This window comes from Thalassospira profundimaris (assembly GCF_003326755.1).
In the GTDB taxonomy this organism is placed as follows: Bacteria; Pseudomonadota; Alphaproteobacteria; order Rhodospirillales; family Thalassospiraceae; genus Thalassospira; species Thalassospira profundimaris_B.
The window spans coordinates 1-25881 of sequence record NZ_JPWH01000022.1 but is presented as its reverse complement, the minus strand read 5'-3'; the positions used below and the strand labels follow the sequence as shown (position 1 = coordinate 25881).

At 54.2% G+C, this 25881-nt stretch carries 25 protein-coding genes; 11 read left to right on the top strand and 14 right to left on the bottom strand.

Annotated elements, in window-relative coordinates; genetic code table 11:
* Window positions 1-211: 211 nt before the first annotated feature.
* The 7 genes from TH25_RS19540 to TH25_RS19510 all read left to right on the top strand — a co-directional run bounded on the left by TH25_RS19540 (window position 212) and on the right by TH25_RS19510 (window position 7150).
* On the top strand, window positions 212-1339 hold the full coding sequence (locus TH25_RS19540; RefSeq protein WP_114089976.1) for an ABC transporter ATP-binding protein: 1128 nt from the start codon (window positions 212-214) through the stop codon (window positions 1337-1339).
* A gap of 22 nt (window positions 1340-1361) precedes the next feature.
* Entirely contained in the window at window positions 1362-2318 is a 957-nt protein-coding gene (locus tag TH25_RS19535; protein WP_114090017.1) for an ABC transporter substrate-binding protein, read from the top strand.
* 55 nt (window positions 2319-2373) lie between these two features.
* Window positions 2374-4020: an ABC transporter permease gene (locus TH25_RS19530; RefSeq protein ID WP_114090016.1), complete on the top strand. Its 1647-nt coding sequence runs from the start codon at window positions 2374-2376 to the stop codon at window positions 4018-4020.
* Between the two features lie 144 nt (window positions 4021-4164).
* Entirely contained in the window at window positions 4165-4455 is a 291-nt protein-coding gene (locus tag TH25_RS19525) for a YggT family protein (protein ID WP_114089975.1), read from the top strand.
* 33 nt (window positions 4456-4488) lie between these two features.
* Window positions 4489-4818 (top strand): DUF167 domain-containing protein, encoded by a 330-nt coding sequence (locus TH25_RS19520; protein WP_114089974.1) that lies wholly within the window; start codon window positions 4489-4491, stop codon window positions 4816-4818.
* Window position 4819: 1 nt separating this feature from the next.
* Complete coding sequence (folD, locus tag TH25_RS19515) at window positions 4820-5719, top strand: bifunctional methylenetetrahydrofolate dehydrogenase/methenyltetrahydrofolate cyclohydrolase FolD (RefSeq protein ID WP_114089973.1); 900 nt, start codon at window positions 4820-4822, stop codon at window positions 5717-5719.
* A gap of 195 nt (window positions 5720-5914) precedes the next feature.
* The gene (locus TH25_RS19510) at window positions 5915-7150 is read left to right on the top strand and encodes a winged helix-turn-helix domain-containing protein (RefSeq protein WP_114090015.1); all 1236 of its coding nucleotides are present in this window, start codon (window positions 5915-5917) and stop codon (window positions 7148-7150) included.
* Window positions 7151-7267: 117 nt separating this feature from the next.
* Here the strand turns inward: TH25_RS19510 and TH25_RS19505 are convergent, their stop codons facing one another.
* The 7 genes from TH25_RS19505 to TH25_RS19475 form a co-directional block, all read right to left on the bottom strand.
* Window positions 7268-8038: an SDR family NAD(P)-dependent oxidoreductase gene (locus TH25_RS19505; protein ID WP_114089972.1), complete on the bottom strand. Its 771-nt coding sequence runs from the start codon at window positions 8036-8038 to the stop codon at window positions 7268-7270.
* A 96-nt stretch (window positions 8039-8134) separates the two neighbouring features.
* Window positions 8135-9139 (bottom strand): ABC transporter ATP-binding protein, encoded by a 1005-nt coding sequence (locus tag TH25_RS19500; protein WP_114089971.1) that lies wholly within the window; start codon window positions 9137-9139, stop codon window positions 8135-8137.
* A 40-nt stretch (window positions 9140-9179) separates the two neighbouring features.
* The gene (locus TH25_RS19495; RefSeq protein ID WP_114089970.1) at window positions 9180-10013 is read right to left on the bottom strand and encodes a carbohydrate ABC transporter permease; all 834 of its coding nucleotides are present in this window, start codon (window positions 10011-10013) and stop codon (window positions 9180-9182) included.
* Window positions 10014-10022: 9 nt separating this feature from the next.
* Complete coding sequence (locus tag TH25_RS19490) at window positions 10023-10895, bottom strand: carbohydrate ABC transporter permease (RefSeq protein WP_114089969.1); 873 nt, start codon at window positions 10893-10895, stop codon at window positions 10023-10025.
* 110 nt (window positions 10896-11005) lie between these two features.
* Window positions 11006-12319 (bottom strand): ABC transporter substrate-binding protein, encoded by a 1314-nt coding sequence (locus TH25_RS19485; protein WP_114089968.1) that lies wholly within the window; start codon window positions 12317-12319, stop codon window positions 11006-11008.
* A 198-nt stretch (window positions 12320-12517) separates the two neighbouring features.
* Complete coding sequence (locus TH25_RS19480) at window positions 12518-13468, bottom strand: sugar-binding transcriptional regulator (RefSeq protein WP_114089967.1); 951 nt, start codon at window positions 13466-13468, stop codon at window positions 12518-12520.
* A gap of 184 nt (window positions 13469-13652) precedes the next feature.
* The gene (locus tag TH25_RS19475) at window positions 13653-14672 is read right to left on the bottom strand and encodes an aspartate-semialdehyde dehydrogenase (protein WP_114089966.1); all 1020 of its coding nucleotides are present in this window, start codon (window positions 14670-14672) and stop codon (window positions 13653-13655) included.
* A 269-nt stretch (window positions 14673-14941) separates the two neighbouring features.
* Between TH25_RS19475 and TH25_RS19470 the strand changes: the two genes are divergently transcribed.
* Both TH25_RS19470 and TH25_RS19465 read left to right on the top strand, forming a co-directional pair.
* Window positions 14942-16165, top strand: a complete 1224-nt coding sequence (locus TH25_RS19470) for a class I SAM-dependent methyltransferase (protein WP_114089965.1) — start codon at window positions 14942-14944, stop codon at window positions 16163-16165.
* 175 nt (window positions 16166-16340) lie between these two features.
* Window positions 16341-16778 (top strand): hypothetical protein, encoded by a 438-nt coding sequence (locus TH25_RS19465; RefSeq protein ID WP_258549231.1) that lies wholly within the window; start codon window positions 16341-16343, stop codon window positions 16776-16778.
* A gap of 21 nt (window positions 16779-16799) precedes the next feature.
* Here the strand turns inward: TH25_RS19465 and TH25_RS19460 are convergent, their stop codons facing one another.
* Both TH25_RS19460 and TH25_RS19455 read right to left on the bottom strand, forming a co-directional pair.
* Window positions 16800-17369: a PIN domain-containing protein gene (locus tag TH25_RS19460; protein WP_114089964.1), complete on the bottom strand. Its 570-nt coding sequence runs from the start codon at window positions 17367-17369 to the stop codon at window positions 16800-16802.
* Complete coding sequence (locus TH25_RS19455; RefSeq protein WP_114089963.1) at window positions 17366-17830, bottom strand: helix-turn-helix domain-containing protein; 465 nt, start codon at window positions 17828-17830, stop codon at window positions 17366-17368. Before TH25_RS19455 ends, TH25_RS19460 begins: the two co-directional genes overlap by 4 nt.
* A 201-nt stretch (window positions 17831-18031) precedes the next feature.
* Between TH25_RS19455 and TH25_RS19450 the strand changes: the two genes are divergently transcribed.
* Window positions 18032-18466, top strand: a complete 435-nt coding sequence (locus tag TH25_RS19450; protein WP_114089962.1) for a carboxymuconolactone decarboxylase family protein — start codon at window positions 18032-18034, stop codon at window positions 18464-18466.
* Between the two features lie 92 nt (window positions 18467-18558).
* A complete protein-coding gene (locus tag TH25_RS19445; protein ID WP_114089961.1) occupies window positions 18559-19497 on the top strand; it encodes a sigma-70 family RNA polymerase sigma factor in 939 nt (312 codons plus the stop codon).
* A 127-nt stretch (window positions 19498-19624) separates the two neighbouring features.
* Here TH25_RS19445 and TH25_RS19440 read toward each other — a convergent pair whose 3' ends face one another.
* The 5 genes from TH25_RS19440 to leuC all read right to left on the bottom strand — a co-directional run bounded on the left by TH25_RS19440 (window position 19625) and on the right by leuC (window position 25300).
* Window positions 19625-21694, bottom strand: a complete 2070-nt coding sequence (locus TH25_RS19440) for a hypothetical protein (RefSeq protein ID WP_114089960.1) — start codon at window positions 21692-21694, stop codon at window positions 19625-19627.
* 182 nt (window positions 21695-21876) lie between these two features.
* Window positions 21877-22980 carry a 3-isopropylmalate dehydrogenase gene (gene leuB / locus TH25_RS19435; RefSeq protein ID WP_114089959.1) on the bottom strand — a complete coding sequence of 368 codons (1104 nt, stop codon included), beginning with the start codon at window positions 22978-22980 and terminating at the stop codon, window positions 21877-21879.
* A 93-nt stretch (window positions 22981-23073) separates the two neighbouring features.
* The gene (gene leuD / locus TH25_RS19430) at window positions 23074-23685 is read right to left on the bottom strand and encodes a 3-isopropylmalate dehydratase small subunit (RefSeq protein WP_114089958.1); all 612 of its coding nucleotides are present in this window, start codon (window positions 23683-23685) and stop codon (window positions 23074-23076) included.
* A gap of 4 nt (window positions 23686-23689) precedes the next feature.
* Window positions 23690-23878, bottom strand: coding sequence for a hypothetical protein (locus TH25_RS19425; protein ID WP_114089957.1), 189 nt, complete (start codon window positions 23876-23878; stop codon window positions 23690-23692).
* Window positions 23879-23887: 9 nt separating this feature from the next.
* Window positions 23888-25300: a 3-isopropylmalate dehydratase large subunit gene (leuC, locus tag TH25_RS19420; RefSeq protein ID WP_114089956.1), complete on the bottom strand. Its 1413-nt coding sequence runs from the start codon at window positions 25298-25300 to the stop codon at window positions 23888-23890.
* Window positions 25301-25881: the final 581 nt, after the last annotated feature.

Sequence of the window (25881 nt, the reverse complement as noted above, 5' to 3'; positions counted from 1 at the left end):
TGCTGTGCCACCTTAGCATGTGTTGGCAGGCGGGGAAGGGCCTGTATTGCGCGTCGGAGGGGAATTGTGACGCGTGACACCGCTGGTGTGCCGGTTTTGCAGGCGATGCCATAAAACGGTAATCAAAATGCAATTGAAGATTAAAAATTCAAACAATTTTCGCATGATAAATGCTTGAACGGTTCATTTCCAACATCAGACCGTTCATTCGATGATTTCCGCTGAAAATTCTGCCGGGCAAACCGGTTCGCCGGTTGTTGTGACGGGTACGTCACAGCGTTTTGGCCGCAATACCGTGCTAGAAGCGATTGACCTTGCCGTTGCACCGGGCGAGGTGGTGGCGCTACTGGGTCCGTCGGGCTGCGGCAAAACCACATTATTGCGGTTACTGGCCGGTCTGTCGCGGCCGACAACGGGCAGCATTCATATTGGCGATCAATTGGTGGCCGATGCGTCATCCGGGGCATTTGTGCCACCGGAACGGCGCTCCATTGGCATGGTGTTTCAGGATTATGCCCTGTGGCCGCATATGACGGTGGCACAGAATGTGGGTTTTCCCCTGGAAATGCAAAATATTGGCCGTGCCGAACGCGATGCCCGCATTGCCGAAGCCCTTGGCATGGTTGGTCTGGGCCATGTGGCAGACCGCCAGCCTGGCACACTTTCGGGCGGGCAGCAGCAGCGCGTTGCCCTGGCGCGCGCCATTGTGTCGCGCCCGCGCCTGGTGTTGTTTGACGAACCCTTATCAAACCTGGACCGCGAATTGCGCGAAAGCCTGGTGGTGGATATTGCCGCCCTGTTGCGCAAACTGGGCATGACGGCGGTTTACGTCACCCACGATCATGGCGAGGCCTTTGCCATTGCCGATCGTGTCGCCATTCTTCACAGCGGTCATATTTTGCAAATTGATGCGCCCGAACAGCTTGTAGGCAAACCTGTTTCACCACAGGTGGTCGATTTCCTCAAGCTGGGGCTGGTGTTGCCTGCCGAGGTGCAAAATGGCGATTTGATCATTCGGGGTGGGAAACATCGCCTGTCGCCGCCAGCCGGGCTGATCAATGGCAGTCGCTCTGGTGATTTGTTTTTGCCGCGTTCGGCCTTGCGGGCGGCATCGGCCGATGGCGGGGCGCAAAAGGGCAATGCCATTAGCGGTACCGTTGTTCACAGCATGTTTCGTGGCGATGGCTATGCCGTGCAAATGCGCTTTGACCAGAATATTGCGATTGAAATGTTCAGTGCCACGCGTCTTGGGGACGGCACGATACATGACCTTGATATCTCGTGGGATCGGGCCTTTTGGTATCCGCATGATGCGGCACCGGCACTGTCTCATACATAACGTTCAATAGGGGATGAAAACGATGAAAAGCCTGAAAACGGTTCTGCTGGCAGGGTTTGCCTGCCTTGCGCTGTCGGGAAATGCAATGGCGCAAAGTGTGACGGTTTACACCGCCGGTCCGGGGGGATTGATTGAAAAGCTGGCCGCAGGTTTCAAGGATGAAACCGGCATTGATGTGAATGTGTTTCAGGCAACCACCGGCAAGGTCATGGCCCGCCTTGAAGCGGAATCCGCCAACCCGGTTGCCGATGTGGTGATTTCGGCATCCTGGAAAACCGCCACCAGCTTTGCCAAAAAGGACATGCTGCTGGATTACACCAGTGCGAATGCCAAAACCGTGCCCGATTTCCTGAAAGGCCCGGGTTATGTCGCCCAGGGTATTTCCGCCCTTGCCATTGCCTGGAATCCCAAAAGCGGTACGCCAAAACCGGCCGATTGGTCCGATTTGACCAAGGCGGAATATAAAGACCTGATCACGATGCCCGACCCGGCACAGTCCGGTTCGGCCTATGAACTGGTCGCGGCGCTGACCGCCCAGCCGGATTTGGGCTGGAAACTGTTTGAAGGTTTGGCAGCCAATAAAATGATTGTGCCGGGTGCCAATGCCCAGGCCCTGAACCCGGTGTTGCAGGGGGCAAAGGCCGTTGTATTTGGTGCGGTGGATTATATTGGCCTGTCACAGGCGGCCAAAGGGGAATCAATCGAGGTGATTTTCCCGAAAAGCGGCACCGTGATTGCCCCGCGCCCGATGATGATTTTGAAAACTTCGTCGCATCAGGATGAAGCCAAAAAATTCATCGATTACGTTCTGTCCGATGCCGGTCAGGCGATGGTGGCAAAAACCCAGTTGATGCCCGCCCGTTCCGACGTCAAGGCTGATCGCCCGCTGATCGCGGATCTGAAAATCCTGGAAGTGGACCCGAAAACCGACCGCAAGGCGGTGCTTGATCGCTTCGCCAAGACCTTTGGCATGGAATAATAGGCCCAACGTGCGCCTGACTCATTTAAAATCACGGGTATTTGGCAGCGGCGGCATGATTTTTGCCGCCGTGGCCCCTGTTTTGACCATTCTGGTGGCGTTTCCGCTGCTGTTTGTGGTGTTGCAGGCGATTTTTCCCGATATTGCACGGGGCATTTTTGCCAATCCGTTTTCCCGTTTTGTTGAAACCCTGTTTGACAAACACCTGATCGCCTGGACGTTAAATACCCTGATGCTCGGCGGCAGTGTGGTGCTGGTTTCGTCCCTGGTGGCGGTGCCGCTGGGCATTTTGCGCGGGCTTTTTCGGGTGCCGTTTGCCGGGCTGTGGGATGTGGTGTTTCTGGTTCCCTTCACCATTCCGCCTTATATCGCCGCTCTTGGGTGGATCATGGCCCTGCAGCCGCGCGGTTATCTGGAACAGATCACCGGGCTTAATTTTGGCGGGTTTCTTTTTTCATTTTGGGGCGTTGTGTTTGTCATGACGCTTAATGTTTTTCCGGTTGTTTATTTTGCCGTTTCGCGCATGGTTTCCTCGATTGGCGGGCGGTACCTTGAGGCCGCGCGTGTGGCGGGCTGCCCGCCAATGCGGTCCTTTTGGCGCATTACCCTGCCTTTGACAACACCGGCCATTGCGGCCAGTTTGCTTCTGGTTTTTGCCATGTCGATCGAGGAATTTGGCACCCCGGCGGCTCTGGCGGCACGTAGCGGCTTTTTGGTGCTGGTCACGGGCATTGAACAGCGCCTGTCGGATTATCCGATTGATTTGCCCGGCGCATCGCTGCTGTCGGTTATTCTGGTGTTGATTGCGATGGCGGCCTTTGTGTTGCAGCATCGCATTGTCTCGCGCCGCGATTTTCAAACCGTATCGGGCAAGCCCGGGGCCAACCGCGCCGCCGAACTGGGCGTATGGCGCATTCCGGTGGTGATGTTTTTTGCCATTATTGGCTTTTTGGGCGCGGTAATGCCGATTTTATCGGTGGTTCTTACGGCCTCGACGCGCACCATATCGGGTGGGCTGACGGCGGATAATTTTTCGACCGAGAATTTTGCCGAAATTTTCGCCAATTCCGGTGGCGCGATGGAGGCTTTGGGCACCAGCCTGTCGCTGGGGCTGGGGGCTGCTGTTATCACCGGCATTTTGGGCACCATGACGGCCTATGTGGTTGTGCGTCAGCGCACGGTTTCGTCACGCATCCTCGATTTCCTGACCCTGATGCCCAATACCATCCCCGGTGTTGTGGTGGCGGTCGGGCTTATTCTCGCGTGGAACCAGCCGTGGCTGCCGGTAACCCCCTATAATACCATCGGGGTTCTGGTGCTGGCTTATTGCTGTTTGTTGCTGCCTTATCCCGTGCGTTATGCCAATGCAGCCCTGCGTCAGGTCAGTGTCAGCCTGGAGGATGCGGCCCGTGTCGCCGGGGCGGGCGGGATAAAGGTGTTTTTTCGCATTCTGATGCCATTGATTTTCCCCAGTATTCTGGCCGCCATGTTGCTGGTTTTTGCCGTGGCAGCCCGTGAACTGGTGGCGACCATTTTGTTGGCCCCGATTGGCACCAAGACGGTGGCGCTGTTTATATGGCGGCAGTTTGAACAGGGATCGGTCGGTATGGGCATGGCGATGAGCGTGATGGCGATTGCCATTACCATGACCATTCCGGTTGCCGTTGCGATCTGGGCGCGAAAACAGGGCCGGTTGTTCTGATTTTTGATTGGAAATAGCGGAAAAATGGACCCAAACCCGGTGTTTGGGTGGCTTCGCGCTTGCGCCTTTCTGTCCTTGTCATTACCTTCGCGGTGAAATCGGTTTCCGTCACCGGCACGGGCCTGACAACAAGAAGGAGCGGTAATGCAGTCTGTCCTGTGGCTGATACAAACAGTAATCCACCTTTATATCTGGTGTCTGATTCTTCAGGCGATCCTGAGCTGGCTGGTCGCGTTTAACGTGATCAATACCAGTAACCGTTTCGTTTATATGGTCGGTGATTTTCTCTATCGCATTACCGAACCGGCCTTGCGCCCGATCAGGGCGATATTGCCCAATCTTGGCGGTATCGACCTGTCGCCGGTTGTGCTGATTTTGCTGCTGAGTTTTGCGCAGAACCTGCTTACTGAAATCTTCGCAAAGATGATGTATTAATGCCGCCTTTGTTCTGTTGATGTCCGTGGATTGATGATAGCAAAACCCGCATGCGAAATGACGCCTGATGGCAGGGGAATCCGGCTTTATCTTCGGCTGACCCCCAAGGCGTCTCGCAATAATGTGGGAGGCGTGCATCAGGATGCAGACGGACAGTGCCGCTTGAAGGCAACCGTCACGACGGTGCCGGAAAACGGCAAGGCAAACGAGGCGCTGGTTAAATTGCTGGCAAAAACGGCCAAATGGCCCAAATCGGCGATTGAAATTGTGAGTGGTCAGACTGACCGCAACAAGGTCTTGACCATTGCTGGCGATGCAACGCAGATCATGGCGCAAATCAATATATGGACGGGCGAGAATTGATATGAGCAATGCGAAAATCATTGATGGCAAGGCCTTTGCCGCCAAATTGCGTGAAGATATTACCGGCGAAGTGGCAAAACTGAAGGCCGAACACGGCATTGTGCCTGGTCTTGCCGTGGTGCTGGTGGGCGAAGACCCGGCAAGCCAGGTTTATGTGCGCAACAAGGGCAAACAGACCATCGAATGCGGCATGAATTCCTATGAGCATAAATTGCCCGCCGCCACCAAACAGGAAGATCTGATTGCGCTGATTACGCAGCTTAACAATGATCCGAAGGTGCATGGCATTCTCTGCCAGTTGCCCGTGCCCAAGCATATTGATGAAAATGCCGTTTTGGCCGCGATTGACCCGGCCAAGGATGTGGATGGGTTTCACATCATCAATGCCGGTGCGCTGGCAACCGGCGGCGACGGTATTGCACCTTGCACCCCTTATGGCTGCCTGATGTTGCTTAAGGATACGCTGGGTGATTTGTCGGGCAAGCGCGCCGTGGTTGTCGGTCGGTCCAACATCGTTGGCAAACCGATGGCGCAGTTGCTGCTGAAGGAAAACTGCACCGTTACCATCGCGCATTCGCGCACCCGCGACCTTGAGGAAGAAGTCCGCCGCGCCGATATTGTCATTGCCGCTGTTGGCCGCCCCAACATGATCAAGGGCGACTGGATCGGCAAGGGGGCCACGGTGATTGATGTGGGCATTAACCGCATCGAAGGCGAAAACGGCAAAATGAAACTGGTTGGCGATGTTGACTTTGCCAGTGCCGTTGACGTTGCCGGTGCCATTACCCCGGTTCCTGGTGGTGTCGGTCCGATGACAATTGCCTGCCTGCTGAATAACACCCTGATTGCCGCCTGCCGCGCCAATGGCCTTGAAGCCCCCAATCTGGGTTTTGATCGCTAAGCTGTTATCGCAGTAAAATGATGATAAGGCGGAGCCGGTGAAAGCGGGCTCCGTTTTTTATTGCCTGCTATAGTGCGTTTTACTGTTGTCGATAATGGGAACAAAAAGAGAAAACCAACTGCCAAAATTGTCAGTAAGATGTGGTAGGATCGCCCCAACAATTTGAAAGATCAGCAAATTTCTTTCGGGGATGTCATGTCTGACCTCAGTACGCCCAAACCTGTTGCAATCTCTGCCCGGCAGGCGCGCCACCTTGCCCTGGCCGGGCAGGGATTTGAAACGCCAGATATAGGTAAAACGGTTGATCGCCGCCGGATTATGAAGATGATCCGCAAAACCAATATGCTGCAAATTGACAGTGTCAATGTGTTAAGCCGCGCCCATTACATGCCGGTTTTTTCGCGCCTTGGTATTTATGACCGTGATTTGCTGGATCAGTTAAGTTGGGGCACGGCAAAGCAGCGCAAGCTGTTTGAATATTGGGGGCACGAAGCATCGTTGATCCCGGTGGAGGATTACCCGCTTTATCGCTGGCGGATGGAGGATGCGCTGAACGGGCAGGGCATGTGGGGCGGTATTGCCCGCACCGCGCGCGAACATCCCGAATTTGTCGGCGGCCTTTTAAAACACCTTGAACGGGAAGGCACGACAGCGGCCAGTGATTTGAATGACGAACCCCGCGAAGGCGGCAGCCAATGGTGGGGCTGGACCAAAACCAAAACGGCGATGGAATATCTGTTTTGGAGTGGTCAGGTTATGGCGCGCAAGCGGCGCGGATCCTTTGAACGGGAATATGACCTGCCGCATCGTATTATTGGTGATGTTGCCCACGAACCGGCCCTGCCCCGCGATGTGGCGCAGCGGGCATTGATCGCCAAGGGCATTGTCGCAATGGGGGTTGCCACCCTGGCCGATCTTCGCAAATATTTCCGTCTGCCCAACGAGGACGCCAAGGCCCGTGTTGCCGAAATGGTCGAAAACGGGGATTTACTGCCTGCCAGTGTCGAAGGCTGGACGCAGCCAGCTTTTATTGCACCCGATGCCAAAATTAGACGACGATCATCGCCCACGGCCCTGATGGTGCCGTTTGACCCGGTGATGTGGGAACGCGACCGGGTGGAACGGATTTTTGGCTTTAATTACCGTATCGAAATTTATACCCCGGCCCATAAACGCCAATATGGCTATTACGTTTTGCCCTTCATGCTGAATGGCGATTTTGTCGCCCGGGTGGATTTGAAGGCGGACCGGCAGGGAAAGGTTTTGCGGGTCTTTTCCGCCCATGCCGAAGAGGGGCACGACAATGACATGGTCGCAGCCGCATTGCATCACCACCTGTGCCAGCTTGCCGTTTTTCTGGATCTGGAAGATGTGGTGGTGACGGAAATGAACCCGTTTTCCAAACGGCTTGCGGCGCAAGGGCCGGTTTAATGGTGTGATGAAAAGCGAACGGGGCGCAGGTCCCACAACCACGCCCCGTTCTTTCCCTGTTTTGGCCCGATCACAGAAGTTTTTCAGGACAATGTGATCGCGGGCTTTCCTGCCGCCTTACCAGCAGGTATAGCCCCCATCGGCCAAAACAATGGAACCGGTCATCAGGCTTGCCGCATCGGATGCCAGGAACAGCACGACAGAACCGATTTCATGGGTTTCACCCAGGCGCGCCATCGGGGTGCCGTTGATCCAGGCGTCGTACATTTCCGGCTTGGATTTGACAAATTCGTTGAGCGGCGTTGCGATATAGGTTGGCGCAACCGCATTCACGCGTACCCCGCGTGCGCCCCATTCGGCCGCAAGCGACTTGGTCAGGTGATGAACGCCCGCCTTTGAGGCGTTGTAATAGGCCTGTTCCTGCGGCTTGTTGACGATAAAGCCGGACATGGAACCGATATTGACGATCGCACCGCGTTTTTTCTCAAGCATCTGCTTGCCGAATTCACGGCAGCACCAGAAGGTGCCATTCAGGTTGACGTCGATCACATTGCGCCAGTGTTCGTCCGCCACGGTTTCGGCCGGTGTTTCGGAACGCGCGATCCCGGCATTGTTAACCAGAATGTCGATACCGCCCTGTTCGGCCTGCTTTGCAGCACTGGCACGGACCTGGTCCGGGTTGGTAACATCCATCAAATCGATGCTGGCGTCATAGCCCTTTGATTTCAGGTAATCGCGGCCTTCTTCGGCGACTTCGGCGCTGATATCGCCGATCACCACATGGGCGCCCGCTTCGGCAAGGGCCTCGCAACAGGAAAGGCCAATGGCGCGACCGCCCCCGGTGACATAGGCGCGGCGTCCGGTCAGATCGAACATTTTTAAATACATTTTGATCTCGCAGTTTGGTCGGTGGTGAACAGGGAAACAGGGCTGCCGGTTTTTTGCTGGCAATTGCGCCCGTATTCCGGAAATTTGACGGTTTCCTCAGCGGGAAAGGGCTTTGTCATTGGCATCAAAGCGATGAATGCGCTCGGCATCCGGTGTCAGCCAGATGCGGTCATGTTCGCCAAGCGGCACTTCGCCAGTTGCACGGATCGTCATTGGGCCAATATTGTCGGCATTGACATGCAAATAGGTTTCGGCCCCCAGATGCTCGGCAATTTTAACGGTTGCCGGAATGTCGCCAGATTCCTGACTGATGGCAAAATGCTCCGGCCGAATGCCAACACAATGGCAATCCCGTGCCTTGGCATAGTCGCCTTCGATGAAGTTCATTTTCGGCGAACCGATAAAACCTGCGACAAATTTATTGGCCGGGTTGGTATAAAGCTCCATCGGTTTGCCAACCTGTTCCACCCGGCCAGCCTGTAACACCACGATCTTGTCAGCCATGGTCATGGCTTCCACCTGGTCGTGGGTGACGTAAATCATGGTGGTTTTCAGTTCCTGATGCAGGCCGGTAATTTCCAGGCGCATATTGACGCGCAAGGCCGCATCCAGGTTGGATAGCGGTTCGTCAAACAGGAAAGCCGCCGGGTTGCGCACAATGGCACGGCCAATGGCGACACGCTGGCGCTGCCCACCGGAAAGTGCGCCGGGGCGGCGATCCAGATAGTCGGTCAGGTTGAGGATTTTGGCAGCGTTGCGGACTTTTTCCTCGATCACGGCCTTGGATTCTCCGGCCATTTTCAGGCCAAAGGCGATGTTGTTATAAACCGTCATATGCGGATAAAGCGCATAGGACTGAAACACCATCGAAAGGCCGCGTTTTGCCGGGGAGGCATCGGCCATGTCCACGTCATTGATCATGATCTTGCCGCTGGTGACATCTTCCAGACCGGCAATCAGACGCAGCAGGGTGGATTTGCCACAGCCCGACGGGCCAACAAACACGACAAATTCGCCGTCATTGATTTCAAGATCAACACCGGGAATGACATCGATATTCCCGAATGTCTTTCGGACATTTTCCAGTCGGATTGCACCCATTGTGGTGTTCCTTCCTTACATAACTTGAGAATGCTGCGGTTTATTTCACCGCGCCAAAGGTCAAACCGCGAACAAGCTGTTTTTGCGAGAACCAGCCAACGACCAGGATGGGCGCAACCGCCAGGGTTGATGCTGCCGACAATTTCGCCCAGAACAGCCCTTCGGGGCTGGAGTACGAGGCGATGAAGGCGGTCAGCGGCGCGGCATCCGATGTTGTCAGGTTCAGGGTCCAGAAGGCTTCGTTCCAGGCGAGAATGATGTTGAGCAGCATGGTCGATGCGATACCGGGCACCGCCATGGGCAACAGCACAAAGAAAATTTCCTTGGGCAGGGTTGCCCCGTCCATCCGGGCGGCTTCAAGGATGTCTTTGGGGATTTCCTTGAAATAGGTGTAAAGCATCCAAACCATGATCGGCAGGTTCATCAAAAACAGAACCATGATCAGACCAAACCGGCTGTCCAACAGCCCCCAGTCGCGAAACATCAAATAAATCGGCACCAGCACGCCGACCGGCGGCATCATTTTGGTCGATAGCATCCAAAGCAGGGTGTCCTTGGTGCGTTTGGTCGGGTTAAAGGCCATTGCCCAGGCGCAGGTGACAGCGAAAACCAGACCGATAATGGTGGAGCCAAAGGACAGAATGATCGAGTTCATGGCGAACTTGAAGTAGTTCGACTGTTCGAGGATCCCGGTATAGTTTTCCAGCGTCCAGTTAAAATCGAAAAACAGGGGCGGCATATTGACCGCATCAATTTCGGATTTGAAACTGGTTAGCGCCATCCACAGGATGGGGAAGAAAATGGCCAGGCCGACGATCCAGGCAAAGACCGAATAGGCAATTTTCCCGGTGGGTGATTTGAAATTGGTTTCCATTTTTGCCCCCTACGCGTCCAGGTTTTTGCCAATGAGGCGAACCAGAAAGATCGCGACAATATTGGCCAAAATGACCGCAACGATACCGCCCGCCGAGGCACCCCCGACGTCGTATTGCAAAAGGGCCTGGGTATAGACGAGAAAGGCGATATTGGTGGTTGCAAGGCCGGGGCCGCCGCCGGTGGTGACAAAGATTTCGGCAAACACGGTGAGTAGAAAGATCGTTTCGATCAGAATGACAACCGTAATAGCCCGGCTGAGATGCGGCAGGGTGATATAAAAGAAAATCGCAATGGGTCCGGCCCCGTCCATCTGGGCGGCCTCTTTTTGGTCGCGGTCCAGCGATTGCAGGGCGGTGAGCAAAATCAGCGTTGCAAACGGAAGCCATTGCCAGGCAACCATGATGATGATGGCGGTTAGCGGGGCCTGGGTGAACCAGTCGATCGGCTGAAAGCCAAGCGACATCGATATCCAGGCGAAAAAGCCGGAGACCGGGTTCATCAACAGGTTTTTCCAGACCAGCGCATTCACCGTCGGCATAATGAAAAACGGCGAAATCACCAGAATGCGCAAAATGCCCCGGCCGAAAATCGCCTGATCGAGCATAAGGCCGATCAGAATGCCGCCAATCACGGTAATGACAAGGACAGAGCCAACCAGGATCAGGGTATTGGCAAGGGAGGCAAAAAAGGCGTGATCGGTCAGGAAGAATTTGTAATTCACAAAGCCGATCCATTCCTCCATGCCTGGTGACAGCAGGTTATAGCGAAGGAATGAGAAGTAAATTGTCATGCCCAAAGGCACGATCATCCACAAAAACAAGGCGATGATCGACGGCGCGGACATAACGTGCCCGGCCAGGGTCGAGGCCCGTGTCGACATGATGCGCTCCCCGTTTGCAGTGTCTTTGACAGACCCGGGAAGAAAAGGGGTGGCGAAAGTGCCGCCACCCAAGTCTACCAGGTCAAGGAGGTCTGGTCAGAAAGCGGAAATCAGTAATATCCGGCTTTTTGCATGGTCCGATCGGTGGATTGCTGCGCATTTTGCAGGGCCTGATCGACACTGATTTGACCGGCAAGGGCGGCCGAGAACTGCTGACCGACAACGGTGCCGATACCCTGGAATTCCGGGATGGCGGCAAACTGAACCCCGACATAGGGTTTCGGTTTCAGGGTTGAGTTGATCGGATCCGCACTGTCGATGGCGGCCAGGGTCTTGATGGCAAACGGTGCGGCATCAAGATATTTCTGGTTCTGATACAATGACATGCGGGTTCCCGGTGGGACATTTGCCCAGCCGTCTTTGCTTGCGACCAGTTCGATATAGGATTTCGAGGTTGCCCAGGAAATGAACTTCTCGGCGGCCTGGGTTTTTTTCGACGAAGCCGGGATCGCCAGGTTCCAGGCCCACAACCAGTTGGCACCGGTGCAGGTCACAGCGCAGGGGGCTTCGGTGAAGCCAACCTTGTCGGCCACTTTGGATTCTTTGGGGTTGGTGACAAAGGATGCGGCAACTGTGGCATCAATCCACATGGCGCATTTGCCAGCGTTAAACAGCGACAGGTTTTCGTTAAAGCCGTTCGAGGTTGCACCGGGAGGACCATAATTGCCGAGAATATCAACATACATCGACAGGGCGTCTTTCCATTCCTGCCCATCGAATTCCGGTTTCCATTCCTCGTTAAACAGGCGCGCGCCATAGGCATTGCCCATCGTCGTGATCAGCGCCATGTTTTCGCCCCAGCCCGCTTTGCCGCGCAGGCAGATGCCATAAACGCCATTGGCCGGATCATGCAGCTTTTTGGCAATATCAAGGGTCTGGTCCCAGGTCAGACGACCGTTGATTTCAATGCCTGCTTTCTCGAACAGATCCTTGCGATACATCATCATCGAGCTTTCGGCATAGAACGGGGCTGCATACAGCTTGCCATCGTTGCTCAGTGCCGAGCGGATCGCGGGCATGATGTCGTCCACGTCATAATCCGCGCCCAGGTTTTCAAGGGGGGCCAGCCAGCCCTTTTTCGCCCAGATCGGCGCTTCATAGGTACCAATCGTCATAATGTCATATTGGCCGCCATCGGTGGCAATGTCGGTGGTGACACGCTGGCGCAGGGTGTTTTCTTCCAGTGTTACCCATTCCAGCGAGATGTCGGGATTTTTGCTGGTGAAATCATCCGTCAGCTTCTGCATCCGGATCATGTCCCCGTTATTCACCGTGGCGATGGTCAGCTTGGTTTCTGCATTGGCCCCAAACGCGACGCCGCTGGCCAACAGCGCACAAAACGCTGCTCCCATAATGTGTTTCATAATTCCTCCCAAAAGGACTTTTTCCCGTTAAACAAACTGTGCTGTTTGTTTTGATCATTTGCTCATTACGTGAACATTCACTCAATTATCACCCGCCTTGTCAACCGAATTCGATTGTGCGACGCAACAGAAAAACCCGCGATTTTACGTCGCGGGTTTCGGTCAATTATTTGATTTTTAAAGATAATTAGTGATGTTTTAAGGGAGTAAAGCCTTCGCCGTGGCTTCATCCGTAACCAGAGATGTAATCAGTTTTCCTGCCATTGCACCGCGAATCGCGGCAACTTTTTTAGCGCCTTTGGCGACGGCGATGGTATTTTGTGCCGGATATTGCAGCGGCGCACTGGTCACGCGGTTATTGACATCATGATCCAGAATTTGACCGTTCTTATCAAAGGTCCAACTGATCAGCTCGCCAATACCCCCATGATCTTGCAGGCTTTTAAGCTCGGCCGGGGTAATGAAACCATCCACGAGAAGCGGGGCGTCCGCACCCATTTGTCCAATACCGACAAATCGCACATCGGCCTGGGCGGCAAGATGCAGGATATTGTCCATCGGGGCCTGTTGCTGCATCGGTTTACGCTGTTCGGCCTTTGGGACAATCACCGGGATGGATAAGGGATAATGCGGGGCGCGGGTTAAATCGGCCAGTTCGGTGACGGCATCATAAAAACTTGCCGCGCCGTCGGTGGCAATGGTGCCGACAAGGGAAACGATTTTATGGTGGCGCGCTTCGATACGCTGGACTTCATTGACCATGCCGCGCATGGCACGCCCGGTGCCCAGGGCGATAATTTTGGGATCAGGACATTGTAAAACCCGCTCCAGCAGGTTGGCCGCCGCCTGGGCGATGCCAAACATGGCGTCGGGTGCGGCGGGGTCTGTCGGCACGACCTCGCAATTCTCAAGTTCAAATTCCGCGCAAATACGGGCGGCCAGTTCCATGCACTGGGCAATCGGATGATCCAGTCGCACCTTGACCAGCCCCTCGCTAATGGCAGCCGATACCAGGCGTTGTGCCGTCGGGCGCGAAACGCCCAGCTTGGTGGCAATTTCGTCCTGGGTATTTCCTGCGCAATAATACAGCCATCCGGCCCGGGCGGCTTCATCCAGTCTTGCGGCTTCTTTGCGGGTCCGTTTTACCATCCCAGTCTTCCGTTTTTTATCGGGTGTTCGGCTGCAGGTATGTTCCTGATACCTGAAGGATCAGGTTTCATCAATTTCGCAGCTTTTGAATGGTAGGATTAATCCTGCTTATATGGAAGATCATAAAACAACAGGGCCGCCCAGGTGGGCGGCCCTGTATGAGGGATGTTTAGCCAAGTCGGTTTTATTTCTTTGGCAGATAATCCGAAACCAGCAATTCGGCGATCTGAACCGCATTCAGGGCAGCCCCTTTGCGCAGATTATCGCTGACACACCATAGGGACAGCGCATTGGGAATGCTTGGATCCTTGCGAATGCGCGAGATGAATACACTGTCTTCCCCGGCTACTTCCTGCGGGGTGACATAACCTTCATCCTGGCGATAATCGATCACCGACACACCCGGGAATGCCTTGAGCGCCTTGCGGGCTTCCTCGACGGTGACGGGCATTTCAAATTCGATATTGACGGCTTCGCCATGACCGACAAATACCGGCACCCGGACACAGGTGGCATGAACCGCAACATCCGGGTCCAGGATTTTGCGGGTTTCGGCGGTCATTTTCCATTCTTCACGGGTCGCGCCATCATCCATGAATTCATCAATATGCGGGATGACGTTAAAGGCGATCTGTTTGGTAAACTGTTCCTTGACGGGCGGATCATTGACGTAAATGCCGCGTGTCTGGTTAAACAATTCATCCATTGCCGCCCGTCCGGCCCCCGAGACCGACTGATAGGTCGAGACAACCACGCGTTTGACCGGTTGCAAATCATGTAACGGTTTTAAGGCCATGACCATCTGGATGGTCGAACAGTTTGGATTGGCGATGATGTTTTTCTTGGCATATCCCGCCAGGGCGTCGCCATTGACTTCGGGCACGATCAACGGAACACCGGGTTCCATGCGCCAGTAGCTTGAATTGTCGATCACCACACAGCCGGCCTCGGCCGCCTTCGGTGCCAGGGCCTTTGCCGTATCTCCACCTGCCGAGAACAGGGCAATATCCGCCTTTGAAAAATCAAAGCGTGCGGCATCCTGTACGGTCAGGTCATCATCGCCATAGGAAACGGTACGACCAATCGAGCGTGATGATGCCAGCGCAAAGACCTCTTCGGCGGGAAAATTGCGTTCTGCCAGCGTGTTGAGCATTTCGCGCCCGACATTACCCGTGGCGCCAACAACGGCGATTTTATAACCCATCAAGTGCCTCTTTCTGTTTTGGTTCGGCCCGCGATACGCCCTGGTCATTTTGATTGACAATTTGCCAGATATTGCATGGCCGACCGGTAAGCTGGGCGAGATGTAAGGCTTTCTGCGGTGTCGCGCAAGGATGGTTTGGGTTTTTACGGGTTGAGATTATAGTGAAATATGTCACTATAATGCGTGGGGATTGCAAATTATCGTCTGATATTTGCAATTTTGGGGGTTGTCGCATTTCCGGCTTGAGAAGGACGGCTATGACGTACCCAATGACTTTGAACTGGACTGACAGAAAAGTCCTCGATTTCTTTCGCGAACATGTTACGCGCGGCACGCTTCTTGTGCGCGTCAATGACCGTCACGAGGTAGCGCTGGGTGATGGCGCTGAACCGCGTGCGACCATGACGCTGCCAAACTGGACCGATGCCGTAAAAATGGCCCTGAGCCCGGACCCGGGCTTTGGCGAAGTCTATATGCAGGGTGGCATTGATGTCACGTCTGGAGAGCTTGAAGATCTGATTCGGGTGTTGCGCCTCAATTTTGATGGCGGCCATTCCAGCAGCAGTTTTGGTCTGCTGATTGAAAAACTTCAGGCCTTCAAGTTCCGTATTGCGCAATTTACCTCGGTCGAGGCGGCATCGCGCCGGGTGCGCCACCATTATGACATTGGCAATGACCTCTATACCCGGTTTCTGGATGCCGATATGCAATATTCCTGCGCGTTTTGGGATGACGGAGCGCGTGATCTTGCAGAAGCCCAGCAGCATAAAATGCAACTGACGACGGATCGTCTGAAAATTACCGATCCGAATACGCGGGTTGTGGATATTGGCTGTGGCTGGGGCGGGTTAAGCCGTTTTATCCGTCGCACCACCGGGGCGGAAGTGCATGGCATTACCCTCTCGAACGAGCAATATAACTGGGCGCAGGAACGCAAGGCCGAATTGCCCGCCGAATTTCATGAAGGCCTGGATTATCATTTGCAGGATTACCGTGTTTTTGCCCAGGCCAATCATGACCGATACGACCGGGTGGTCTCGGTGGGGATGTTTGAACATGTCGGACGGCCGCAATTCAAAACCTATTTTGAACAGGTTGCCCGGTTGCTTAAGGCCGGCGGGCGGGCGGTGATTCATACCATCATCAAACCGCGCCCGGATTTCACATCGCCGTGGATTGATCGTTACATTTTCCCTGGCGGTTATATTCCCGCGGTTCACGAAGTTGTCGAGGCGGCCGAAATGGCGGATCTGGATGTGGAGGCCTGCCATTTTCATGCGGGCGAAAACTATGCCCGCACCCTGATGGCCTGGCGCGAGAATTTCCGTAAAATCGAGCATGAGCTGGATCCGGAAAAATACGATACCGAGTTCAAACGGATGTGGGAATTCTATCTGGCAGGCTGCATCAATGCCTTTGATGCCCGCCAAGGCGGTGGCGGCATGCGGGTGGGCCAGTTTGTGTTCACCAAACCCGGTTTTCGGCACAATTAAAACAATCTTGCGGCGGCAGAGTGGTTTGCATCAGCCGCCGCAAGCACCATATGTCAATTTAGTCTTTGATATGTGTTTATGACAGGCCGCAAGAGCCTGCTGATGGGATTTGGGGTGACAACCGGCCCTGAGAAACCCGAAACTAAACGGTTGTTTCCCGATCGGGAGGAAACCCATGCTGCATTCAAACCCTGATACCTCTTCGTCCCGGATTGAAGACGTTCTTATTCCTGTATTGAGCGATAACGACCACCGGCCACCTTATGTCGGGTCAGTAGAGCAATATGTGGCGGCATTGAAAGTTGTTGATCTGTCGAGTTGCGAACGCGATATGCTGCGTGCCCATTTTTATGCGCCGGAACAGCGAATAACCGGCACTGAACTGGCTGCGTCTGCCGGGCATTTTGGATCACGTATCGGACACAAAAAATACGGTCGTGTTGGCCGCAAAATCGCCCTTGCTGCGGGCCTGCCGCATTGTCCGTCCGATGTCAGCGATTATCTTGCGGCCATTTTTACGCTGGCGGATGGCACCCAAATGGAAAGCGAAGACTGGTGTTGGACCTTGCACCCAACCGTGGCCCAGGCGTTACGCGCGTGTGGATATGTGTAATGGTATAGGATAAGCCGGTTTTCAGAGCAGTTCCGAGAACTGTTCAAGCTCGGCGACTGTTGCGACGAGGCCCTGTTGTGTCAGGATTGCCAGATATTCATTGGCGGTCTTTGGTGGGTTTTTCAGGCGTGCGCGTACTTTTCGCAAGGCAGAACAAACCAGGCCTGGTGCCAGGGAAAGCTGATTGCTCAAAAACGCGTCGGGATGTTGTGTTTCAATGCCAAAGGGTTCGAGGGCATTTGTCGGGAAATCCTTGAGGTTCTGCGTGACGATGGCGTCACAGCGGCCAACGATGGCCGCCGCCAGGACATGTCGGTCATCAGGATCAGGCAGAGTGAGCGATGGGATCAGGCTGTCGTAACCTGTTACCAGACAGTCGCGGACGGACGTATTCATCAGATCGCGTGTGCGTTCAAGCGCACTAAGCTCGCGATGAGGCTCTTTACGCAAGAGCGCATTTATCCATTCCCGATGAATGTCATCTGTCCATTTCGCCTTGAACAAGTCAGCAACGGCAAGCTGCATCAAGACGTCCCGCATTGGCGCGGGATAGAGGACATTGGCATCCAGCAGGACAGTGTAGCCACTCATTCTCCGTAGCCCATGTCCTGTTCTTGTGCGTCTGCGGCGAGCTGGTCGAGGACAGCCTCGCGCTCCTGGTCGATCCGGGTTTTATAGGTCATCACGTCTTCCATACGGATACGACGATGTTTCCCAACTTTCCGGAAGGGAATCTTGTTCTCTTCCAAAAGCTTGATCAGAAAGGGGCGCGAGACGTTGAGGATATCGGCAGCCTGCACTGTCGTAAGTTCGGCGTTTTCAGGGATGATGGTAACACCGCGACCCGCAGCCATCGTTTCCAGAATTTCCATGAGAAGTGCAACCGCGCCAGCAGGAAGCTCGATAGGTTCGGCTTGCTCTGCATCTGTGATGCGCAGTTTAAGCGGGCTTTTGGTTTGTGCATAGCGCGACAAGGCCTGTCCTGAAACCCGTGCAATGGCTGCATCCTGTGCGCTTGGCGGAAGCTGGCGATGTTGTGCAACCATGTTCATGAGACTCTCCTTCTTTTCCTCCGTTTTAGGTAGGATATATAATTAAATGAATTAAATGCAACAAATGAATTTAATGAAAAACTGCGAGATGATCTCGGATGTCATCAAAAAATTGCAGTTTCTGTAACAGATGGTAGTGCCGTCTCGTCCTGTTTGCAGAGCGTGATTTCAAAATCACGACATGCAAGATGGAGGACGAAGATGAACCGTTTTGACTTTGCCAAAACCAGCCCGGTGCTTTTTAAAGGGCTGTATGATGCCTCAATGCTGTTTAATACAAACACCAGGCTGAGCGGGACGCTGGTTGAAATTGTCAAATGTCGGGTTTCGCAGCTAAATGCGTGTTCATTTTGCCTGCGGATGCACTGCGCGGATTATCTGAAACAGGGCGGCGCACAGGGCAAGATTGACATGCTGGCGAGTTGGCGCAATGCCCGCGATTTTGAACCCGATGAACGGGCCGCACTTGACTGGGCAGAAAAGCTGACTCTGGGGGCGGACACAGCCGAAATTGATGCCAGTTTCACCGCCCTTGAGGCAGATTTTTCGCCCGAGGAAATTTCCGAACTGACAATGGCCATTGCCCTGATCAATGCCTGGAACCGATTGGGGGTTGCACAGCATCCTTTTGCTTAAAAACGGCTATTGATGGAAACTATGCGGTGCGGGCCGGGCTTTTGTCCCTTGGCCCGCGCCGGATTTTGTGTTTGACAGCGGGAATAAATGTCATGTCGACGGCGATTTTTGACCAGCAGCGCCCGCGCCTGTTTGCATTGGCCTTTCGGTTTTTGGGCAGCTATGCCGATGCCGAAGATGCGGTTCAGGATGTTTGGCTGCGCTGGCACCAGACCGATATTTCCAGCCTGAAAGATCCGACCGGCTGGCTGATCCGGGTCTGTTCAAATTTGTGCCTGGATGTTCTGAAATCAGCACGGCGACGACGGGAAAATTACGTCGGGCAATGGTTGCCCGAACCCTGGGTCAATCCGTTTGCCCGGGAAAGCGAGGACAGGCTGCTTAATCAGGCCTGTTTATCGCAGGCCTATTTGGTGATGCTTGACGAATTGTCGCCGCACGAACGCATTGCCTTGGTATTGCACGATGTTTTTGACTGGGATCACGCGGCCATTGCCGAAACATTGGGAAACAGGCCCAATAATGCGCGGCAAATTCTGTTTCGCGCACGCCGCAAAATGGACAGATTGACGTCGGGTGATGATGATATTGAAGGCGCGGAAACGGCAAAAAAGCCGGGGATTGCATCACAGGATGTAACAGCTGGGAAACGGCTGACGGCCAGTGACCTGGCCGGGTTTGTCGAGGCCCTGCAATCAGGCCAGGCAGATCGGATTGCCGCATTTCTGGCACCGGACATTACATTGCAAGGGGATGGCGGTGGCAAGGCCAAGACCAACATCAATACCCTGTTTGGAGCGGACCGGATTGCGCGCTTCTTTGCCGGAATTTGGCGCAAGAACCTTGTCAATGCCGGGCTTACGGTTGTTGAAACGGGGGCAGAAAGCTGGCTTCTGTTCTCAATTGATGATGCCGTAGATACGGCGCTGACCGTTTTGCTGGCTCCGGATGGAATAAAACGTGTTTTTTTACATCGCAATCCGGACAAACTTGCTCATTTTAATCCAATATCAGTTAATGAACTTGATTGAGGTTATTTTGCCAATGTTGTTGCCCTTTTGAGGTGGCCTGTTAGCGCCGTGACTGGCCGGGCAGAGCGCATAAACGAAAAGGCCGGGAGAATGACCCCGGCCCTTATGTGGTGATGGTCCGGCCTTTTTAATTTGCCGGATTGGCAACTTCGTCATTGGCAAGAATTTTCAGGCCAAAGGTTTCTGCCAGAACCGGGGGGGTAGGCGGAACAGGATTGTTCATCAGATCGGCAAAAGGCACCGGGTTTTCCGGTGTGAGGGTAATTTTCAGATGCTGCGGCTTGGCAATCCAGTTTGCCAGTTGTTGCAGCGATGTGCCCAGTTGTCCGGTTGAGCCATATTGTTGCTGGGCCTGCATGATGCTCATGCCCGCTGTAAGCTGCAATTGATCGGACGGAACACCTGTTTTAAGCGCCATCAGCCGCAAAGCGGTGGGAACCAGATTGTCGCCATAAATTTCAAGCGAGGCGGACTTCAAGGCCCCGTTTTGCCCCAGTATGACGGGCAGTTGCCGGTCGGCGCGCATCACCGGAATGGATTGTAACTGATCAACAACTTCCGGGCTGAATCCGCTTAGGGTCATCGAGAATTTTACGGTGCCAAAGTCCCGCACGGTCAGTTCATCAATGGCATATTGAAAATCACCGGTTTTTGCCGACCATCGTTGATGGGCATCCATATCCAGCGTTAGTTGGGAAAACTTTTTAACACCCAGCGCATCGAGTACGCGTGGATTGTTTGCCACTTCGTCGGGCATGTCGATACTGACACCGGCAATATGACCGGTCTGGGTGCGGGCAACGTCCGCGCCGCCGTCGACGATGGGGCCGACATCGCCGATTGCACCGCCAAATTCATCGACGGTCAGATGAACGTCCTGAACGCCCGAAATACCGACTTCCAAACCGGAAAACTCATAGGTCGAGAAATAGGGAACACTAAAGGGGAAGCCCATTTCACCGAGTGTGCGGGTTGAAAGCAGGGCAAGCTGTTCGGCTTCGTCTGCGGTTGGCGAAATATATTCCAGGGTCGATGCGATGCTTTTGAGGTTAACGTCGCGCAATGTCAGCGTATCAAGGCCGAATTTGGCGGTAATGTTGGTATCACTGCCATGCAGGGACAGGCCGCGCGAGGAAATTTCCCCGACCATCTGATCGCCAAGATTATGAATGGAAAAGTGATCCCAGCGAATTTCGGCATCCGGGGTGGAAAAAAACTGGTCTGACAGTTCCAGTTTTCCGATTTTGACGGTTTCAAATGCCTTGAGCCAGCGGTTGAAATCAAACTTTTCGCCGGGCATGGGGATTTGGTCGGGGTCAATGGCCTGATCAAAATCACTGATTTCCAGGCGGCCAATTTCAAATTTTCCGCGATTTTGGGGAGCAACGATCTTGAGGCCGGTTACGCTGGCTTTTTTAAAGGATTCATTGTCCAGGCCGTCAATCAGGATACCGGCTGCGGTGAGTTTTGACTTGTCTGGCAGGGACATGGCAAGGTCAGCCAGTGCCATATGCTCGCACGATTCAGCCGAATTCCAGTTAAAATCCGCCGTATCAGTCTGCTGAAGCAGCTTCATGGGACCGGCACAGTTGGCAAAAATACTTTGCGCAACGCTGGCATTGCCAAATTCCGATCCGGCGTCATAGTTCCAGGCACCGGTGGTGACACCGCCAATATGGTCAAAGGCAATATCCTCGATATGAATATCGGCGATATTGCTGCTTTGCCCCAGGAAGGTGTGTTTCAGGCCGGGGCTTTTGATGTCACCGGCGGCAAATGTTTCGGGAAGCCAGGTTGATGTATCGGCCGACACATCGGCAAGATCCGCCGTGTCAAAGCTGATAATGCGACCGTTACTGTCGATACGGGCATTTGCAAGCTGCATTTTCGCCGCCAGCGCGTCGCCAAGCGGGTTAAAGCCATACACGGCCAGCCAGTCAATGCCGGAAATATCAACGCGGCCAGCCTGGTAAACAGTGCCATCCATACTGATGATTTTTACGTCATCTGCCGACATGGTGCCTTTGAACAGCGACATATGGAAATTGGAAAATTCACCGCGAATTTGGGATTGCGGATCGGTCAGGGCACTGCGCAGGTTCTTTTCGGTGTAAACGGGTGCCATATAATGCAGTCCGACACCAATGGCAGCGACGATTACGACACTGCCAAGAATGAATTTTGTGGTTTTCGCCATCAGTTTACGCGGTCCTTGCTTTTTTGAATATATTTTTTGCCACTATATCACGTCACGCGCGTATTGCATGGGCCGATTGCGGTTTTGAATGTGTCTTTTTCGCGACAGGTCCTTGAAATCAAATAAAAAGGCCGGGATTTGCACCAAATCCCGGCCTTGGCATCTGAAGGATCGGAAGACGATCAGACGAGCTTGTTGAGTTCGTTGATAACGGACTCACCCATAACGGTGGTTGAAACCTTTGCCATGCCCGGCTGCATGATGTCTGCCGTGCGCAGACCACCTTTCAGAACGTTCTGAACGGCGGTTTCGATCAGGGTGGCATCGTCGCCCAAGTCGAAGGAATAACGCAGCATCATGGCAAAGGATAGCAGGGTTGCCAGCGGGTTTGCCAGGTCCTGACCGGCAATATCCGGGGCGGAACCGTGTACCGGTTCGTACAAGGCCTTGCGCGCACCGGTTTCATCGGCAGCCCCCAGCGATGCAGACGGCAACATGCCCAGTGACCCGGTCAGCATGGCAGCACAATCCGACAGAATGTCGCCAAACATGTTGGTCGTGACCATCACGTCAAACTGTTTCGGGTTCCGCACCAGCTGCATGGAGGCGTTATCGACATACATATGGCTGACGTCGACTTCCGGGAAGTCCTTGGCAACGCGTTCAACAACTTCGCGCCACAGAACAGTGGATTCCAGAACGTTGGCCTTGTCGACCGAGCACAGACGCTTGTTGCGCTTCATCGCCATGTCAAAGGCGACGCGGGCGATGCGTTCGATTTCGGGTTCGGAATAAACCAGAGTGTTGAAGCCAAAACGGACCCCGTCGCGCTCTTCAATACCGCGCGGCTGACCGAAATAGATGCCGCCGGTCAATTCACGCAGGATCATGATGTCCAGCCCCTTGACCACATCTTCCTTCAGGGTCGATGCGCCAACAAGGGCGTCAAAGACCAGGGCGGGGCGCAGATTGGCAAACAGGCCCATTTCCTTGCGGATTTTAAGCAGGCCGCGTTCCGGTTTGATATCAAACGGAAGGTTATCCCATTTCGGTCCCCCAACAGCACCCAGCAGAACCGCATCGGCTGCCATGGCATCAGCCAGGGTTTCGTCGGTCAGCGGGTTGTTGTGGGCATCGATCGAGGCGCCACCAATAAGACCTTCGGTAACGTCAAAATTGATGTCACGCTTTTTTGCCATCCAGTCCATGACGCGCTGGACCTGGCGCATGACTTCCGGGCCAATGCCGTCGCCCGGCAACATCAGGACTTTTTTGGTAATCGTCATTTTCTAACCTTCGCAAAGATGGTGCGGCGCGCAGACGCGCCAGATATGCGGGAAACTAAAAGAGGGCGGCGTATATGAACGCCGCCCTGATTTTTACAGCGACAGCCAGGGCTGGGACGCCGCGCGCTGCGCTTCAAAACTGGCAATGTCGTCGGCCTTCTGAAGGGTCAGGCCGATGTCATCAAGGCCGTTAAGCAGGCAATGCTTGCGGAACGGTTCAACATCAAACTTGATGCAACCGCCATCCGGGCCACTGATTTCCTGTTTTTCCAGGTCAACCGTGACGGTGGCATTGGCCCCGCGTTCGGCATCCGCCATCAGTTTGTCCACATCTTCCTGCGGCAATTTGATCGGCAAAATGCCGTTCTTAAAGCAGTTATTATAGAAAATGTCGGCAAAGCTCGGCGCGATGATGCAGCGAATGCCAAAATCCAGCAGTGACCAGGGCGCATGCTCGCGCGAGGAACCACAGCCAAAATTGGCTCCGGTTACAAGGATTTTGGCATTGCGATAGGCGGGCTGGTTTAAAACGAAATCGGGAATTTCATTTCCATTGTCGTCGTAACGCATTTCATCAAACAGGTTTTTACCCAGACCCGACCGCTTGATGGTCTTGAGGAACTGCTTGGGGATGATCATGTCGGTATCGACATTAAGCATCGGCAACGGTGCGGCCACACCGGTTAAAGTGTTGAACTTTTCCATTGTCTTATCCCTTGTTTTCGGCATCCCACACCAGACCGAGGGCTTCGATCAGGTCTTCGGTGGCGTCGATGTCATTGGCAACGAAATCGGGCAGGTTGATCCCGGTGAGCTGGGGGAGCAGGGTTTCAAGAACCACTGCCCGCCCGAAACGCGAGATGCCTTCGTCCCGAATGATAAAGCCTTGTGCAGACATTATGGGGCCTTACACGATTTCAAGTTTGCGAACATCGGCCAGATGGCCGGTGACAGCGGCAGCAACAGCCATTGCCGGGCTCATCAGGTGTGTTCTGCCACCCCGGCCCTGACGCCCTTCAAAGTTCCGGTTCGAGGTTGATGCACAACGCTCGCCCGGGGCAAGACGGTCCGGGTTCATTGCCAGGCACATCGAGCAGCCCGGTTCGCGCCATTCAAAACCGGCATCGATAAAGATCTGGTCCAGGCCTTCGGCTTCGGCCTGTTCCTTGACCAGGCCCGAGCCCGGAACCACCATTGCATTAACATGGTCGGCAACCTTGCGCCCCTTGGCAATCACGGCAGCAGCGCGCAAATCTTCGATCCGGCCATTGGTGCACGAACCGATAAAGACGCGGTCAACTTTGACTTCCTCAAGCGGCGTACCGGCAACCAGGCCCATATATTCAAGCGACCGGGCAATGGCTTTTTTCTTGCCAGGATCGGTGACATCATCGGGGCCGGGGACAACGGCATTGATTGGTGCCACGTCTTCCGGGCTGGTGCCCCAGGTGACTTGCGGAATGATGTCGCTGGCATCGAGTTCGATAACCTTGTCGTAATGTGCGCCTTCATCCGACGGCAGGGTTTTCCAGTATTCGACTGCCTGTTCAAAGGCTGCACCCTTGGGTGCCATTGGGCGGCCCTTGATATATTCAAAGGTTTTTTCGTCCGGCGCGATCAGGCCGGCGCGCGCACCGCCTTCGATCGACATGTTACAGACGGTCATACGACCTTCCATCGACAGCGACCGAATGGCCGAACCGGCATATTCGATCACATAGCCGGTGCCGCCCGCGGTGCCGATGCGACCAATAATGGCAAGGGTGATGTCCTTGGCGGTCACACCCGGATGCAGGTCGCCTTCAACCTTGACCAGCATGTTTTTGGCCGGTTTCTGAACCAGGGTCTGGGTTGCCAGCACATGTTCAACTTCGGATGTGCCAATACCAAATGCCAGTGCGCCAAAGGCACCGTGGGTCGATGTGTGCGAATCACCGCAAACCATTGTCACACCAGGCAGGGTAAAGCCTTCTTCCGGGCCAACAATGTGAACAATGCCCTGGCGCAGGTCATTCATCGGGAAATAATGAATGCCGGTATCGCGGGCGTTCTGGTCAAGGGTTTCAACCTGGATGCGGCTGTCTTCTTCCTTGATCCCTTCCGACCGGTCGGTGGTCGGCACGTTATGGTCGGGAACGGCCAGTGTCAGTTCCGGGTGACGCACCTTGCGACCGGCATTGCGCAGGCCTTCAAAAGCCTGCGGACTTGTAACCTCGTGAACGAGATGGCGGTCGATGTAAATAAGGCAGGTACCATCTTCCTGCGTGTTAATCACATGGCTTGCCCAAATTTTGTCAAAAAGGGTTTTCGGGTTTCCCATTTCGACCTCCTCTCTTATCGAACCTGTATGCGGTGATGCAAAACGTGACGCACGGACAGGCGATGTGAATGATACCGGGGATCGCCAATCATTTTTGAATGATGGCGGGGCAGATTTGGCGTTGGCCGCCGCTTCCTCCGGCGCAGCTTGGCGCTGCGAAATTTTATTATTCAGAAACGCGTGCCCGGGGCTGTTTTTGCCGCGGGACTGTTTTTATACACCGCACTTTTTAAAGCGCAAGCGTCGCGGCGGGTGTTTTTTTACCTGACCACATCTTTAAATGGATACGCGGCAAAATTGGCACCTATAAGATGCTAAACGCACACTTTTTCCGGTCTTTCAAATTCCATCAGGAATATCTGATATAGAAAAAAATGATGATCAAGACCCAACAAATCCGCCATTACGTAGAAATACTTCTTAAAACAGCGATTCGCTATAATGCAATTTTAAGATGTATTTGCTGCGCATGAATCGCGACAAATGACGGCGATGAAGGATCGGGCGTGAACGGATGGCAAGCCGGATGATTAAAAGGTCGTGAAAAAACAAAACGGGCCCATCCGAAGACGAGCCCGTTT